Genomic DNA, 15,257 nt, shown 5'->3' on the forward strand with positions numbered 1-15,257 from the left:
AGGGCATTTGTTTCGTTGCATAACTTGCTGACAGTCAAAAATGCTGCTTGGGCCGGATGGATTACCCGCGCCAATTCCATTACATTAGCGCGCATAGGCAGCACACCTTTTTTATAGCGATTAATGCGGAGCATCTGTGGGCCAATCTCTGTTGGATCTTTCCGGCTTTATCAAGTTCTTTGTCGGTCTGTTTGCGCTGGTCAACCCGGTGGGCATTTTGCCGGTGTTTATCAGCATGACCAGCTACCAGGCGGAAGCGGGGCGCAATAAAACCAACCTGACCGCTAACCTGTCGGTCGCCATCATTTTGTGGACGTCGCTGTTCCTGGGCGAAGGGATCCTGCGGATGTTCGGCATCTCTATCGATTCGTTCCGCATCGCCGGCGGTATTCTGGTGGTGACCATCGCCATGTCGATGATCAGCGGCAAGCTGGGGGAAGACAAGCAAAACAAACAGGAGAAATCGGAGAGCGCGATCCGCGAAAGCATCGGCGTGGTGCCGCTAGCGCTGCCGTTGATGGCGGGGCCGGGGGCGATCAGTTCCACCATCGTGTGGAGTTCCCGTTATCACAACTGGCAAAGCCTGCTCGGCTTTACGGTGGCGATCGCCTTGTTCGCCTTTTGTTGCTGGCTGTTGTTCCGCGCCGCGCCGCTGTTGGTGCGTTTGCTGGGGCAGACCGGCATCAACGTGATCACCCGTATCATGGGTCTGCTGCTGATGGCGCTCGGCATCGAGTTTATCGTTACCGGCATTAAGGCGATATTCCCCGGCCTGTTGTAATACCCTTTGTTTAGCCGCGTACCTTTCGCGTCGGCGCGGCTAAAATTAATTTTAAAGTTTAAATTATTTATTGGTTCGCATTATTATAGTGCACAGAGTGAATAAAAATTATGCCGTTGCACTCTTATGTTGCATAAATCTCATGTTGCTGCTCAAAAAAAACGCTGAGCGCTATTTCAAACACTTTTCCTCCCCCTTTTTCGCGCATTTTGCCCCCGTTCAACGGTAAAGCTGTTGTTAAATTAGTCACATCATTCTGTGGGGCTTGTCTCACTTTCATCCAGGTGTTATTAGTGATTAACCGCCCGTAGACAGGTGTTTGTTCTTTGAATGATTGGATTGTTAACTGAATGTTTCTTTTCACGGCGGTGAGATCGTGCTGACGGTTTCAATTGAAATGAATTCGGTTTTTTTGCCTTTAAAATCATATCAATGACATTGGTTTTTCTTGGCCTCGAACGCAGGGGACGGATCGGGCTTCGTGCGATAAAAGAGAATTGCTTAACATTTTCGTAAAATTTATTGGCTATGGAATTTGGCTTCTGCTAATTTCCGAGCAACTTTCCCGTGGTCAATTAACTGAAATGCGCCATAAAAACGGGAATGATTTTTGCTGGTATCCGTTTATTTAGAATTCTTATAAACACTTCACAAACTTCGATAAGCGATGCTTGTCGGTGAAAAGGAGCCTCGATTATGCAGCAAACCCTGAAGCGTACTTCTTTGACCTTGTTGATTAGCGGCGCGCTGAGCGTCGGCGCCGTAAATAGCGGTTGGGCGGCGCAGGTGCCGGCCGGCGTTCAGTTGGCGCAGCAGCAGAATATTGTGATCAACAACGGTAGCGAAGTGGCTTCATTGGATCCGCATAAGGTCGAGGGCGTACCGGAAAGCAATATCATTCTTAACCTGCTGGAAGGGCTGGTGAGCACCGACGCCAACGGGCATGTGGTGCCGGCGGCGGCGGCGAGCTGGGAAAACCAGAATTATCAGCAATGGACTTTCCACCTGCGTCCCGGCGCGGTGTGGAGCGACGGCAGCCCGGTGACCGCGCAAGATTTCGTCTACAGCTGGCAGCGTCTGGCCGATCCGAAAATCGCCTCGCCCTACGCCAGCTACCTGCAATACACCAAAGTCGAGAATATCGACGACATCCTGACCGGTAAGAAGCCTCCGCAGACCCTCGGCGTCAAGGCGCTGGACGAGCAGACGCTGCAGGTGACGCTGAGCGAGCCGGTGCCGTATTTCATCAGCATGCTGAGCCACACGTCGCTCAAACCGGTCAAACGGGCGGTGGTGGAGAAATTCGGCGATAAATGGACGCTGCCCGCCAACTACGTCGGCAACGGCGCTTACCGCCTGAAAGAGTGGGTGGTGAACGAGCGCATCGTGCTGGAGCGCAGCCCGAGCTACTGGAACAACAAGCAGACGGTGATCAATCAGGCGACCTTCCTGCCGATTACCTCGGAAGTCAGCGACGTTAACCGCTTCCGCAGCGGCGAGATCGATATCACCAACAGCGCCATTCCGCCATACCTGTACGTCAAGATGAAGCGCGAAATGCCTGAACAGCTGCACGTTAACCCTTATCTGTGCACCTTCTATTACGAGCTCAATAACAAGCAGGCGCCGTTCACCGATGCGCGCGTGCGTACGGCGGTGAAGATGACGCTGGATCGCGACATCATCGCCAACAAGATCATGGGCCAGGGGCAGATCCCGGCCTACAGCTTCACGCCGACCTTCACGGAAGGCGCTAACTTCACGCCGCCCGCGTGGGCCGGCTGGAGCCAGGAACAGCGCAACGCCGAAGCCAGAAAACTGCTGGCGGAAGCGGGCTACAGCGACGCCAAGCCGCTGAAATTCTCGCTGCTGTACAACACCTCCGATCAAAACAAACAGCAGGCGATCGCCGCCGCGTCGATGTGGAAGAAGAACCTGGGCGCCGAGGTCACGCTGCGCAACCAGGAATGGAAAACGTCGCTGGAGAGCCGCCATCAGGGGCAATACGACGTGGCGCGCGCCACCTGGTGCGGGGATTACAACGAGCCCAGCGCGTTCCTGAACCTGGTGCTGTCCAACAGCAGCATCAACACCGTGTTCTATAAAAGCCCGGCGTTCGACGGCATCATGGCCGCCACGCTGAAGGCGCCGGATGAGGCCGCGCGCGCCGCGCTCTATCAGCAGGCGGAAGCGCAGCTGGACAAAGACTCCGCGTTGGTCCCGGTTTATTACCGCGTCAGCGCGCGTTTGATCAAGCCGACGGTGGGCGGGTTCACCGGCAAAGATCCGCTGGACTATACCGACGTTAAAAATCTGTACATTATCAAGCAGTAAAAGGGGTGTTCCTGGCGCTAGTTCGCGGAGGAATATAGGGAAGGCCGGCCGCCGCATTCGTTCCGCGGCGGCGGGAAAACAGAGTCCGCTTACGGGCAACGCAGGCTCCACGAAGAGCCTGTGATAATAAAAAACTGGAGTTGATAAGTATGACCAACATCACGAAGAAAACGCTCATTGCCGCCGGCGTCATCGCCGCGCTGGGCATCACAGCAACCACCTCCGCCTTTGCCGCCGACGTTCCTGCAGGCGTGCAGCTGGCCGACAAACAAGAAATCGTCAAAAACAACGGTTCCGAAGTGCAGTCGCTGGATCCGCACAAAATCGAGGGCGTGCCGGAAAACAACGTCACCCGCGATCTGATGGAAGGCCTGGCGAACAACAGCCCGGACGGTTCCATCGTGCCGGGCGTCGCGGAAAGCTGGGATAACAAGGATTTCAAAGTCTGGACCTTCCACCTGCGTAAAGACGCCAAATGGTCCAACGGCAAGCCGGTAACGGCGCAAGATTTCGTCTACAGCTGGCAGCGCGTGGTGGATCCGAAAACCGCGTCGCCTTACGCCAGCTACCTGCAATACGCCCACGTGGAAAACGTCGATGACATCATCGCCGGTAAAAAAGACAAGTCGACGCTGGGCGTGAAGGCCATCGACGACCACACCTTCCAGGTGACCCTGAGCGAGTCGGTGCCTTATCTGGTTGAAATGACCCCGCACTACGCCATGAAGCCGGTTTACAAAGACGCGGTGGAGAAGTTTGGCGAGAAGTGGACGCTGCCGGCCAACTACGTCAGCAACGGCGCCTACAAACTGAAAGACTGGATTGTCAACGAACGCATCGTACTGGAACGCAACCCGGAATATTGGGATAACGCCAAAACCATCATCAATAAAGTGACGTTCCTGCCTATTTCGTCGGAAGTGACCGACGTTAACCGCTACCGCACCGGCGAAATCGACATGACCTACAACAACATGCCGATCGAACTGTTCCAGAAGCTGAAAAAAGAGATCCCGAAAGAGGTGCATGTCGATCCTTACCTGTGCACCTATTACTACGAAATCAACAACCAGAAGGCGCCGTTCACCGATGCGCGCGTGCGTGAAGCGCTGAAGCTGGGCATGGATCGCGACATCATCGTCAACAAGGTGAAAAACCAGGGCGATCTGCCGGCCTACAGCTTTACGCCGCCATACACCGACGGCGCCAAGCTGACCCCGCCGGAGTGGTTCGGCTGGACGCAGGAAAAACGCAACGAAGCGGCGAAGAAACTGCTGGCGGAAGCCGGCTACGGCCCGGGCAAACCGCTGACCTTCTCCCTGCTGTACAACACCTCCGATCTGCACAAGAAGCTGGCGATCGCCGCCGCCTCCATCTGGAAGAAAAACCTGGGCGTGGACGTGAAGCTGGTGAACCAGGAGTGGAAAACCTTCCTGGATACCCGCCATCAGGGCACCTATGACGTTGCGCGCGCCGGCTGGTGCGCCGACTACAACGAGCCGAGCTCGTTCTTGAACATGATGTTGTCCGACAGCAGCAGTAACACCCCGCACTACAAGAGCGCCGAGTTCGACAAGCTGATGGCCAACGTGCTGACCGCGAAGACCAAAGACGAGCGCGCCGATCTGTATCAGAAAGCGGAAGTTCAGCTGGATAAGGATTCCGCCATCGTTCCGCTGTATTACTACGTGAACGCCCGTTTGGTGAAACCTTACGTCGGTGGCTACACCGGCAAAGACCCGCTTGATAACGTGTACGACAAAAACCTGTACATCATCAAGCATTGATACGGTAAGAGCCGGCGGCGCAGGCCGCCGGCCCATGTTGAGAATAATAAGCCGTCATCAGGCTGTCGCACAGGGTTAGGGCAATGCTTAAATTTATACTTCGTCGCTTGCTGGAAGCGATCCCGACACTATTTATCCTTATCACCATCTCATTCTTCATGATGCGCCTGGCGCCCGGCAGTCCATTTACCGGTGAGCGCGCATTGCCGCCAGAAGTTATGGCGAATATCGAGGCCAAATATCATTTGAACGACCCGATCTGGAAACAGTACGGTCATTATCTGGCGCAGCTTGCGCAGGGAGACTTCGGCCCGTCCTTTAAATACAAGGACTATTCGGTCAACGATCTGGTCGCCGGCTCTTTCCCGGTGTCCGCCAAACTCGGCCTGGCCGCGTTTCTGCTGGCGGTGGTGCTGGGGGTGAGCGCCGGCGTTGTCGCCGCGCTGAATCAGAACACCAAATGGGACTACACGGTGATGGGGTTCGCCATGACCGGGGTGGTGATACCCAGTTTCGTGGTGGCGCCGCTGCTGGTGCTGATCTTCGCCATCACGCTGAAATGGCTGCCGGGCGGTGGCTGGAACGGCGGCGCGCCTAAATTCATCATCCTGCCGATGGTGGCGCTGTCGCTGGCCTATATTGCCAGCATCGCCCGTATCACGCGCGGCTCGATGATTGAAGTGCTGCACTCCAACTTCATCCGCACCGCGCGCGCCAAAGGCTTGCCGATGCGTCGCATCATTTTCCGCCACGCGCTGAAGCCGGCGCTGCTGCCGGTGCTGTCCTACATGGGCCCGGCGTTCGTCGGCATCATCACCGGTTCGATGGTGATCGAAACCATCTACGGTCTGCCGGGGATCGGCCAGCTGTTCGTTAACGGCGCGCTGAACCGCGACTACTCCCTGGTATTGAGCCTGACCATTCTGGTGGGCGCACTGACCATTCTGTTCAACGCGATCGTCGATGTGCTGTATGCGGTCATCGATCCGAAAATCCGTTATTAATCTGGAGCACGCGAATGATGTTGACTAAAAAGAACAGCGAAGCTCTGGAACACTTCAGCGAGAAGCTGGAAGTGGAAGGACGCAGCCTGTGGCAAGACGCGCGCCGGCGCTTTATGCACAACCGTGCGGCGGTCAGCAGCCTGTTCATTCTGGTGTTGATCACGCTGTTTGTGGTGCTGGCGCCGATGCTGTCGCAATTTGCCTACGACGATACCGATTGGGCGATGATGTCCGCCGCGCCAAGCGTGGAATCGGGGCACTATTTCGGCACCGACTCCTCCGGGCGCGATCTGCTGGTGCGGGTGGCGATCGGCGGGCGCATCTCGCTGATGGTCGGCGTGGCGGCGGCGCTGGTGGCGGTGGTGGTCGGCACCCTGTACGGCGCGATGTCCGGCTATCTGGGCGGCAAGGTCGACTCGGTGATGATGCGCCTGCTGGAGATCCTCAACTCCTTCCCGTTCATGTTCTTCGTGATCCTGCTGGTGACCTTTTTCGGCCAGAACATCCTGCTTATCTTCGTGGCGATCGGCATGGTGTCGTGGCTGGATATGGCGCGTATCGTGCGCGGCCAAACCCTCGGTCTCAAGCGTAAGGAGTTCATCGAAGCGGCGCTGGTGTGCGGCGTCTCCACGCGCAATATCGTGCTGCGGCATATCGTGCCGAACGTGCTCGGCGTGGTGGTGGTGTATGCCTCGCTGCTGGTGCCGAGCATGATCCTGTTCGAATCCTTCCTCAGCTTCCTGGGGCTGGGCACGCAGGAGCCGCTCAGCAGCTGGGGCGCATTGCTCAGCGACGGCGCCAACTCAATGGAAGTTTCACCGTGGTTGCTGCTGTTCCCGGCGGGTTTCCTGGTTGTCACTCTGTTCTGTTTCAACTTTATCGGCGATGGCCTGCGTGACGCCCTCGACCCGAAAGATCGTTAAGGAGTGCAATCATGAGCACCATTGAACATCCTCAACTGCAAACCGGCGCCGGCGTCAAAACGTCGCCGCTGCTGGACGTGAAAGACCTGCGCGTCACGTTCTCCACCCCGGACGGCGACGTGACGGCGGTGAACGATCTGAACTTCGACCTGCGCGCCGGCGAAACGCTGGGCATCGTCGGTGAATCCGGTTCCGGCAAATCGCAGACCGCGTTCGCCCTGATGGGGTTGCTGGCCAGCAATGGCCGCATCGGCGGTTCGGCCAAATTCAACGGCCGTGAAATTCTCAACCTGCCGGAAAATCAGCTCAACAAGCTGCGGGCCGAAGAGATCTCGATGATCTTCCAGGACCCGATGACCTCGCTCAACCCTTATATGCGCGTTGGCGAACAGCTGATGGAAGTGCTGATGCTGCATAAGAAAATGAGCAAAAGCGAAGCCTTCGAAGAGTCGGTACGCATGCTCGACGCGGTGAAAATGCCGGAAGCGCGCAAGCGCATGCGCATGTATCCGCACGAGTTTTCCGGCGGCATGCGCCAGCGCGTGATGATCGCCATGGCGCTGCTGTGCCGGCCGAAGCTGCTGATCGCCGACGAACCGACCACCGCGCTGGACGTGACCGTCCAGGCGCAGATCATGACGCTGCTCAACGAACTGAAGCGCGAATTCAACACCGCCATCATCATGATCACCCACGACCTGGGCGTGGTGGCCGGCATCTGCAACAAGGTGCTGGTGATGTACGCCGGCCGCACCATGGAATACGGCAGCGCGCGCGAGGTGTTCTACCAGCCGAGCCATCCGTACTCCATCGGCCTGTTGAACGCGGTGCCGCGCCTCGACGCCGAAGGCGAAGCGCTGCTGACCATTCCCGGCAACCCGCCGAACCTGCTGCGGTTGCCGAAAGGCTGCCCGTTCCAGCCGCGCTGCCCGTACGCCATGGAACAGTGTGCGAGCGCTCCGCCGTTGGAGCAATTTGGGGAAGGGCGCCTGCGCGCCTGCTTTAAACCGGTGGAGGCGTTGGTATGACAGCGGTAACCGACAAGAAAGTGCTGCTCGAAGTGGCCGATTTGAAAGTGCACTTCGACATTCATGACGACAAACAGTGGTTCTGGCAGCCGCCGAAAACCCTGAAAGCGGTCGATGGCGTCACGCTGCGGCTGTTCGAGGGGGAAACCCTGGGCGTGGTCGGCGAGTCCGGCTGCGGCAAATCCACCTTCGCGCGCGCCATCATCGGCCTGGTGAAGGCCACCAGCGGGCGCGTCGCCTGGTTGGGCAAAGATCTGCTGGGCATGAGCGACGCCGACTGGCGCAAAACCCGCAGCGATATCCAGATGATCTTCCAGGATCCGCTGGCGTCGCTCAACCCGCGCATGACCATCGGCGAGATCATCGCCGAGCCGCTGCGCACCTACTACCCGAAAATGCCGCGTCAGGAAGTGAAGGACAAGGTCAAGGCGATGATGCTGAAGGTCGGCCTGCTGCCTAACCTGATCAACCGCTACCCGCACGAGTTTTCCGGCGGCCAGTGCCAGCGTATCGGCATCGCGCGCGCGCTGATCCTCGAGCCGAAGCTGGTGATCTGCGACGAACCGGTCTCCGCGCTGGACGTGTCGATTCAGGCGCAGGTGGTGAACCTGCTGCAGCAGCTGCAGCGCGAGATGGGGCTGTCACTGATCTTTATCGCCCACGACTTGGCGGTGGTGAAGCACATTTCGGATCGCGTGCTGGTGATGTATCTGGGCCATGCGGTGGAGCTGGGCACCTATGACGAGGTGTACCACAATCCGCAGCACCCTTACACCAAAGCGCTGATGTCGGCGGTGCCGATCCCGGATCCGGACAAGGAGAAGGAAAAGCAGATCCAGTTGCTGGAAGGGGAGCTGCCTTCGCCGATCAACCCGCCGACCGGCTGTGTGTTCCGCACCCGCTGCCCGATCGCTGGGCCGGAGTGCGCCAAGACGCGTCCGCTGCTGGAGGGCAGTTTCCGCCATGCAGTTTCGTGCCTGAAGGTCGATCCGCTGTAATGCGCCGCTAGCCGGCAACAAAAAGCCCCGCTGAATGAGCGGGGCTTTTTTTTATCCGATATGCTATCGGCGAATCACTCTTTCCACAGAATGTGGCACAGCTTGTGGTCTTTCTCGCGGCAGATCAGCACGCGGGCGAACACGTCGTTGATCGGCTCGCCGTCGCTGTCCGCCAGACCGATCACCACCTCGGCGAAGAAGTCCGGGTTCAGATCGTAATCCACGTGCTCGCTCCAGTCTTCGGAGGGGTCGTACAGTTCGGCGCCGCCGCGCTCTTCAAACTGCAGGTTGAACAGCAGAATATCCGCCGGATCCAGATTGTCGCCGGCCAATTCGAGGAAGATGTCGTAGGCCTGTTCCAGCGTTTCGTCTTCGGTAAGGCGGTTATTCAAATCCATAAAAAAATCCTGATAACAAATGATTTGGCGCTATTAAAGCACGCTCGTCGCGGCTTTTACAGCAGCGGGCTGAAAAAGTAGAACAGGCGTTCGACCAGGCGATGCCAGAACGGCCGCTTCAGCCACTCTTTGGCGTTCAGCAGCTTGGAACGGGCGATGTAATCTTCCTGCACGCAGGCCAAATCGCTGCCGAAGCCGTCATCATCGATCACCAGCGTGATCTCGAAATTCAGCCACAGGCTGCGCATATCCAGATTGACGGTGCCGACCAGGCTGAGTTGCCCGTCCACCAGCACGCTCTTGGTATGCAGCAGGCCGCCTTCGAACTGATAGATCCTGACGCCGGCCTCCAGCAGCTCGGAGAAGAACGCGCGGCTGGCCCAGCGCACCATCATCGAATCGTTGTCGCGCGGCACGATGATGCTGACCTCGACGCCGCGCAGGGCGGCGGTACAGATGGCGTGCAGCAGATCGTCGCTCGGCACGAAGTACGGCGTGGTCATGATCAGCTGCTCGCGGGCGGAATAGACCGCGGTCAGCAGCGCCTGGTGGATCATCTCCTCGGGGAAGCCGGGGCCGGAGGCGATCACCTGAATGGTGTGGCCGCTCTCCTGTTCGAACGGCATGATGTTGACGTCCGGCGGCGGCGGCAGAATGCGCTTGCCGGTTTCAATCTCCCAGTCACAGGCATAGACGATGCCCATGGTGGTGGCCACCGGGCCTTCCATGCGCGCCATCAGGTCGATCCACTGGCCGACGCCCGCATCCTGCTTGAAGTAGCGCGGGTCGACCATGTTCATGCTGCCGGTATAGGCGATGTAGTTGTCGATCAGCACCACTTTGCGGTGCTGACGCAGATCCATGCGGCGCAGGAACACGCGCAGCAGGTTGACCTTCAGCGCTTCCACCACTTCGATGCCGGCATTGCGCATCATCGCCGGGTAGGGGCTGCGGAAAAATTGCAGGCTGCCGGCGGAGTCGAGCATCAGGCGGCAGTGTACGCCGCGCCGCGCGGCGGCCATCAGCGATTCGGCCACCTGATCGACCAGGCCGCCGGGCTGCCAGATATAGAACACCATTTCGATGTTGTGGCGCGCCAGCTCGATGTCGCGGATCAGCGCTTTCAGCGTGTCGTCGGTGGTGGTGAGCAGCTGCAGCTGGTTGCCCTTGACGCCGTCGATGCCCTGGCGGCGGTTGCACAGCTGGAACAGCGGTTCGGCGACTTCGCTGTATTCGGTGGCAAAGATGCGGCGGCTCTCTTTCAGCTCCTTCAGCCAGCGCGCGGTCGACGGCCACATGGCCTTGGCGCGCTCGGCCCGGCGCTTGCCCAGATGCAGCTCGCCGAACGATAAATAGGCCACGATGCCGAACAGCGGCAGAATGTAGATAACCAGCAGCCAAGCCATGGCAGAGGGAACCGCACGGCGTTTCATCAAAATGCGCATCGTCACGCCGGCGATCAGCAGCCAGTAGCCGAACACCATGAGCCAACTGATTACGGTATAAAATGTTGTCATAAAGGCGAAAAATCCCGTTCGCAAACCACCAATGATGAGTGTACGCACAGATCGGGCAAGGCGAAACCTTTTATCGGCGCTTATGTTACATAAATATGATGAAGTTAAGGCACTTGCTGAAAATGAAAGGGTAGCTTTTGCCCGCACGGCGTCCGCTGTGCCGCCGATAACGGCGGCTTGGATCACGGGCGGAAAGGGCTATAATGCCCGCGGTTGGCATTAGACGAACGAGTGACGGAATTATGAGACGCAGTAGAAATGAAGTGGGCCGCTGGCGCATGTTGCGGCAGAGCCAACGCCGCCGGCATCGCTGGCTGGAGCGCCAGTCGTGCAGCAATCGCCATATCATCCGGGTGCGGCGCCGCCTGGACGATCAGCATCGGCGCGCGCTGCTGTTTGCGGTATCCTGCGAGTGGTAAAACGAAAACAGTCCCGTAAGGGACTGTTTTGTTATGGCGCCAGGGTTATTTGCCCAGATAGGCGTTGAGCATCCAGACCTGTTTTTCCTGCTCTTTGATGTAATCGCTCATCAGCGACGCGGTGCCTTCGTCGCCGGCGTCCGCCGCCACCGTCAGCAGTTCACGCTGCTGTTGCAGCAAGATTGAATACCCTTCCAACAGGCCGCGCAGCGTGCCCTTATCATCGGTCACGTTGGTGTGTTCCTTGATGTCGGCGGTTTTCAGATAGTCGCTGAAAGCGTGACGCGGCTGCGAGCCCAGCGTCAGAATACGTTCCGCCAGCTCGTCCACCTTGGTCAGCAGATCGTTATATGTCTCTTCGAACTTCGCGTGCAGTTCAAAGAACTGCGGGCCGGTAATGTTCCAATGATAGCCGCGCACGTTCATATACAGCACCTGATAGTTCGCCAACAGCGCGTTCAGCGCTTCGGCGAGTTTTGCCGATTGTTTACTGTCGAGGCCGATATGGGTTTTCGCTGCTTTCTTTGCCGTTGCCATAATAATCTTCTCCTGATTATCTGTTCCGATAGTAGACAGAATCAATTTCCATAGGGGATACAGTAACCGGATTTATCGCAGGGTTAAATACGATAACAGGCATTATTGCCATCGTTCAAACCGATGACGACAAATCCGTCGAGCAAATTGCCGAATTAGTTTACGCAGGTTCCGCCGGCGAAAAAAGCCGCTTTTATCGGTTACTTGCGCAGCGCCAGTTTTACCGCCCCGGCGCCCAGCGCCATTAACAGCGCGGCGGCGATCAGTACCGTAATAAACGCGCGATCAAAGGCCAGACGCGCCAGCTGCGTCAGCTGCTGCGCGCGATCGGCCGCCATCCCGGCCGCCAGGCGCAGGGCTTCGTCGATGCTGTCGTATGCCAGCGGGTTGACCGGCAGCTCCGCCGGCAGCGCCAGGCTATGGCTGTAAACCGCCGTCATCAACCCGCCGAGCAGCGTCACGCCCAGCACGCCGCCCAGCTCGTAGGAGACGTCCTCGATCGACGCCGCCATGCCGGATTTTTCCTCCGGCGCGTTCAGCATGATGGCGGTGGAAGCGGCGGTGATCACGCCACCGAGGCCAAAACCCACCAGCGCCAGGCTGACCAATTGCAATGCCATGCCGCTCTGGTATAACGCGGCAAGACCGGCGATGCCGAGAGTGGTCAGGACAAAACCGCCGAGGATGATGCTGCGTTCGCCGTAGCGCGGCAACAGCAGGCCGGCTACGGGCCCCGCCAGCGCCGAGGCCAGCGGGATCGGCAAAATAAACAGCGCCGCCTGCAGCGGGCTGAGGCCGAGCACCAGCTGCAATCGCTGGCTGAGCACCAGTTCGATGCCGATCAGCGCCACCATCGAAAGCAGTGCCACGCCGATGCCGCCGGCGAACAGCCGGTTGCGGAACAGAGAGAAATCGATCATCGGGTGGGCGCTGCGCTGCTGACGACGCACGAACAGGGCCAGGAACAACACGCCGATCAGGGCTGCCACAAGCAAGGCACTCACATCAGGCGTCGGCTTGCTCAGCTCCTTCAGCGCATAGATAGCGCCGACCAGGCCAATCATGATCTGCACCGAGCCGACGATGTCCGAAGGGCGCGGGTTATCGCCACCGCAGCGCGGGATCAGTTTCCACGCCAGCGGCCAGACCAGCAGCACGACCGGCACATTGATCAGGAACACCGAACCCCACCAGAAATACTCCAGCAGCAGGCCGCCGACCACCGGGCCGATGGCCGCGCCGCCGGAGGCCACCGAGGCCCAGATGCCGATCGCCAGCGCGCGCTCGCGTTCGTCGGTAAAGACGTGGCGCACGATGGACAGCGTGGCGGGCATCATCATCGCCGCGCCAACGGCGAGGAACACCCGGGCGGCGATCAGCCACTCGGCGGTGGGCGAGAACGCGGCGCACAGCGACGCGACGGCAAACACCGGCAGTCCGGCGAGAAACAGCCGTTTATGGCCGATGCGATCGCTCAGCATGCCGGCGCCGGGCAACAGGCCGGCCACCACCAGCGGGTAGGCGTTGACGATCCAGAGTTTTTGCGAGGCGCTGGCGTCCAGCGCCTGGGTTAAGCGCGGCAGGGCGGTATATAACACCGTCATATCGATGACGATCAGGAACAGGGCGCTGGCGACCATCGTCAGGATCAACCAGCGGTTCTTGGCGTACATAAGTCATAATCCAGTTAAAGTGGGCGGCGCGGAGGCGCCGCCATTCGGGTAACCCACCGGCGATGCCGGGTGGTATACTGATGATAATATATATCCATACGTTCGTATTGAAAAGAAGGGTTTCTTAATGGGACGTCAACGCAGCATCGATCGCGACAAGGTTTTGGACACCGCCGAAGAGATCGTCGCCACCCAGGGCGCCGCCGGCTTGACCATCGACGCCGTCGCCAAAGCGATGGGGATCTCCAAGGGCGGGGTGCAGTATTGCTTTGGCAGCAAAGACGCCCTTATCGATGCCATGTTCGATCGCTGGGGCAGTGCCTACGAGACGCTGTTCACGGCGATCGCCGGCGACGAGCCTTCGCCGCAGACCGCCGTGCGGGCGCATATGCTGGCCACCCACAGTTCGGATCAGACCTCCAGCGCCAAGGCCGCCGGGCTGATGGCGACGCTGATTCAAACGCCGGAGCATCTGGCGAGCACGCGCGAATGGTATCGCAGCCGCATCGCCGGGCTCGATTTGACCACCGAAGAGGGCAAGCGCGCGCGCCTGGCGTTTCTCGCCACCGAAGGCGCCTTTATGCTGCGTTATTTTGGTTTGATGGATATCGACCAGGCGGAATGGGAAACGATGTTCACTGATATGCAGGCGTTGATTTTAACTGAGGATGCCTATCGCACTGATAGCTAGTAAAGCCCGCAGTGAAGGGCGTATGGTTATCGAACAAGATATTCCCTCGAAGAACTTTTAAGCCAGCCACTCCGTGCTGGCTTTTTTTTGTTTGCAGGCAAGCGCCCAAGCGGTGCCCCCTGGAGGCAGGGGGCGGGGGGATTATTTACGGGCGTCCAACAGCGATTGGGCGTTCTCTGCGGTGACGACGGTCCACGGAATGTAATAATGCTTCTGCGTGCCGCCTTCCCATTTCAGATCCTTGGCGTACTGTTTCCAGATATCCGACTGCGGCTGATAGCTTTCACCTTTCACGGCGCGCAGCGCGACGTCGATGGACCCCTGCATCTGGCCTTTGGCATCTTGCAGGATAGAGACCATTTCACCGGCCTGCACCGCATGAATCGCGTCGGAAACGCCGTCAACGCCGGCAATCGCGAAGTCCTTCACATTCAGGCCGGCGCCTTTAATCGCCTCGATAGCGCCCAGCGCCATCTCGTCGTTTTGGCCAATCACGCCGTTGATTTTGCCCCGATGTTTCTGCAGCCAGTTTTCCATCAGCGGCTGCGCTTCCGCGCGTGACCAGTTGGCCGTTTTGCGTTCAAGCACGGTGACCTGGCCGGCACCGCACTCGGCTATCGCTTTATCATTGCCCTTGCCGCGCTGGATCTCGCCGCTGCCGCCTTTCGGGCCTTCGATAATCACCACGTTCACCTTATGGTTCTTGCAGTCGAGTTTGTCCAGTACGGCTTTGGCTTCCAGATATCCCCCCAACTCGTCGTTAGACACCACTTCAGACGTCATCGCGTCCGTGTTCAGGCGCGCATTGGTGACCACCACCGGGATTTTGGCCTCGTTGGCATTGGTGACGATATCGATATTGGCCTCAAAGTCCATAGGGTTGACGATAATGGCATCGGCGCGCGTCTGGATAGCGGTGGCGGCCTGATCGTTTTGCACCGATGCATCATAACGCCCATCGTAGAAGGTCAGCACGGCTTCGCCGCTTTTCACCGCCGGGTGTTCCTTCCCGAACCTTTCCATCAATTGCACGAACTCGGCTTTGTTGCCGTACATCAATACCGCGATTTTAACCGGGGCGGCCTGGGCTGCCGACAGGCTGCCCAGCATCAGGGCAGAGGCAAACAACGCTATCTTGGTCTTATTCATGGTTTTCTCCTGGTAGAG

Annotated in this window: 15 protein-coding genes; 9 read left to right on the forward strand and 6 right to left on the reverse strand. The window is 58.5% G+C overall.

Annotation, left to right across the window (positions count from 1 at the left end):
- Nucleotides 1–136 precede the first annotated feature (136 nt).
- Nucleotides 137–781 carry a YchE family NAAT transporter gene (locus ACJ8HB_RS09350; RefSeq protein ID WP_015378089.1) on the forward strand — a complete coding sequence of 215 codons (645 nt, stop codon included), beginning with the start codon at nucleotides 137–139 and terminating at the stop codon, nucleotides 779–781.
- A gap of 124 nt (nucleotides 782–905) precedes the next feature.
- On the opposite strand, the gene ACJ8HB_RS09355 is transcribed toward ACJ8HB_RS09350, so the two are convergent.
- On the reverse strand, nucleotides 906–1,145 hold the full coding sequence (locus ACJ8HB_RS09355) for a hypothetical protein (protein WP_141240915.1): 240 nt from the start codon (nucleotides 1,143–1,145) through the stop codon (nucleotides 906–908).
- Nucleotides 1,146–1,477: 332 nt separating this feature from the next.
- Here ACJ8HB_RS09355 and ACJ8HB_RS09360 point away from each other — a divergent pair, with 332 nt between their 5' ends.
- The 6 genes from ACJ8HB_RS09360 (at nucleotide 1,478) to oppF (ending at nucleotide 8,855) form a co-directional block, all read left to right on the forward strand.
- Nucleotides 1,478–3,115 (forward strand): ABC transporter substrate-binding protein, encoded by a 1,638-nt coding sequence (locus tag ACJ8HB_RS09360; protein ID WP_047567124.1) that lies wholly within the window; start codon nucleotides 1,478–1,480, stop codon nucleotides 3,113–3,115.
- 149 nt (nucleotides 3,116–3,264) lie between these two features.
- Entirely contained in the window at nucleotides 3,265–4,902 is a 1,638-nt protein-coding gene (gene oppA / locus ACJ8HB_RS09365; RefSeq protein WP_033647597.1) for an oligopeptide ABC transporter substrate-binding protein OppA, read from the forward strand.
- 83 nt (nucleotides 4,903–4,985) lie between these two features.
- Nucleotides 4,986–5,906, forward strand: coding sequence for an oligopeptide ABC transporter permease OppB (oppB, locus tag ACJ8HB_RS09370; protein WP_033634784.1), 921 nt, complete (start codon nucleotides 4,986–4,988; stop codon nucleotides 5,904–5,906).
- A 14-nt stretch (nucleotides 5,907–5,920) separates the two neighbouring features.
- Entirely contained in the window at nucleotides 5,921–6,829 is a 909-nt protein-coding gene (gene oppC / locus ACJ8HB_RS09375; protein WP_038877253.1) for an oligopeptide ABC transporter permease OppC, read from the forward strand.
- Between the two features lie 11 nt (nucleotides 6,830–6,840).
- Nucleotides 6,841–7,857, forward strand: a complete 1,017-nt coding sequence (locus ACJ8HB_RS09380; RefSeq protein WP_033634782.1) for an ABC transporter ATP-binding protein — start codon at nucleotides 6,841–6,843, stop codon at nucleotides 7,855–7,857.
- Entirely contained in the window at nucleotides 7,854–8,855 is a 1,002-nt protein-coding gene (oppF, locus tag ACJ8HB_RS09385) for a murein tripeptide/oligopeptide ABC transporter ATP binding protein OppF (RefSeq protein ID WP_025303071.1), read from the forward strand. The genes ACJ8HB_RS09380 and oppF overlap by 4 nt, the downstream gene beginning before the upstream one ends.
- A gap of 74 nt (nucleotides 8,856–8,929) precedes the next feature.
- Here oppF and ACJ8HB_RS09390 read toward each other — a convergent pair whose 3' ends face one another.
- Nucleotides 8,930–9,253 (reverse strand): HI1450 family dsDNA-mimic protein, encoded by a 324-nt coding sequence (locus ACJ8HB_RS09390; protein ID WP_004932139.1) that lies wholly within the window; start codon nucleotides 9,251–9,253, stop codon nucleotides 8,930–8,932.
- Between the two features lie 56 nt (nucleotides 9,254–9,309).
- Entirely contained in the window at nucleotides 9,310–10,770 is a 1,461-nt protein-coding gene (cls, locus tag ACJ8HB_RS09395; RefSeq protein ID WP_033634781.1) for a cardiolipin synthase, read from the reverse strand.
- 242 nt (nucleotides 10,771–11,012) lie between these two features.
- On the opposite strand from cls, the gene ACJ8HB_RS09400 reads away from it, so the two are divergent.
- A complete protein-coding gene (locus ACJ8HB_RS09400) occupies nucleotides 11,013–11,189 on the forward strand; it encodes a YciY family protein (protein ID WP_025159792.1) in 177 nt (58 codons plus the stop codon).
- A gap of 45 nt (nucleotides 11,190–11,234) precedes the next feature.
- On the opposite strand, the gene ACJ8HB_RS09405 is transcribed toward ACJ8HB_RS09400, so the two are convergent.
- Nucleotides 11,235–11,726 carry a Dps family protein gene (locus ACJ8HB_RS09405; RefSeq protein WP_004932132.1) on the reverse strand — a complete coding sequence of 164 codons (492 nt, stop codon included), beginning with the start codon at nucleotides 11,724–11,726 and terminating at the stop codon, nucleotides 11,235–11,237.
- Between the two features lie 200 nt (nucleotides 11,727–11,926).
- A complete protein-coding gene (smfY, locus tag ACJ8HB_RS09410; RefSeq protein WP_033634780.1) occupies nucleotides 11,927–13,399 on the reverse strand; it encodes a multidrug efflux MFS transporter SmfY in 1,473 nt (490 codons plus the stop codon).
- 127 nt (nucleotides 13,400–13,526) lie between these two features.
- On the opposite strand from smfY, the gene ACJ8HB_RS09415 reads away from it, so the two are divergent.
- Nucleotides 13,527–14,090 (forward strand): TetR/AcrR family transcriptional regulator, encoded by a 564-nt coding sequence (locus ACJ8HB_RS09415; RefSeq protein ID WP_047567132.1) that lies wholly within the window; start codon nucleotides 13,527–13,529, stop codon nucleotides 14,088–14,090.
- Between the two features lie 141 nt (nucleotides 14,091–14,231).
- Here the strand turns inward: ACJ8HB_RS09415 and ACJ8HB_RS09420 are convergent, their stop codons facing one another.
- Nucleotides 14,232–15,239, reverse strand: coding sequence for a substrate-binding domain-containing protein (locus ACJ8HB_RS09420; RefSeq protein WP_033634778.1), 1,008 nt, complete (start codon nucleotides 15,237–15,239; stop codon nucleotides 14,232–14,234).
- Nucleotides 15,240–15,257: the final 18 nt, after the last annotated feature.

Origin of the sequence: Serratia sp. CY27727 (assembly GCF_052169275.1) — a bacterium.
Lineage (GTDB): Bacteria > Pseudomonadota > Gammaproteobacteria > Enterobacterales > Enterobacteriaceae > Serratia > Serratia sarumanii.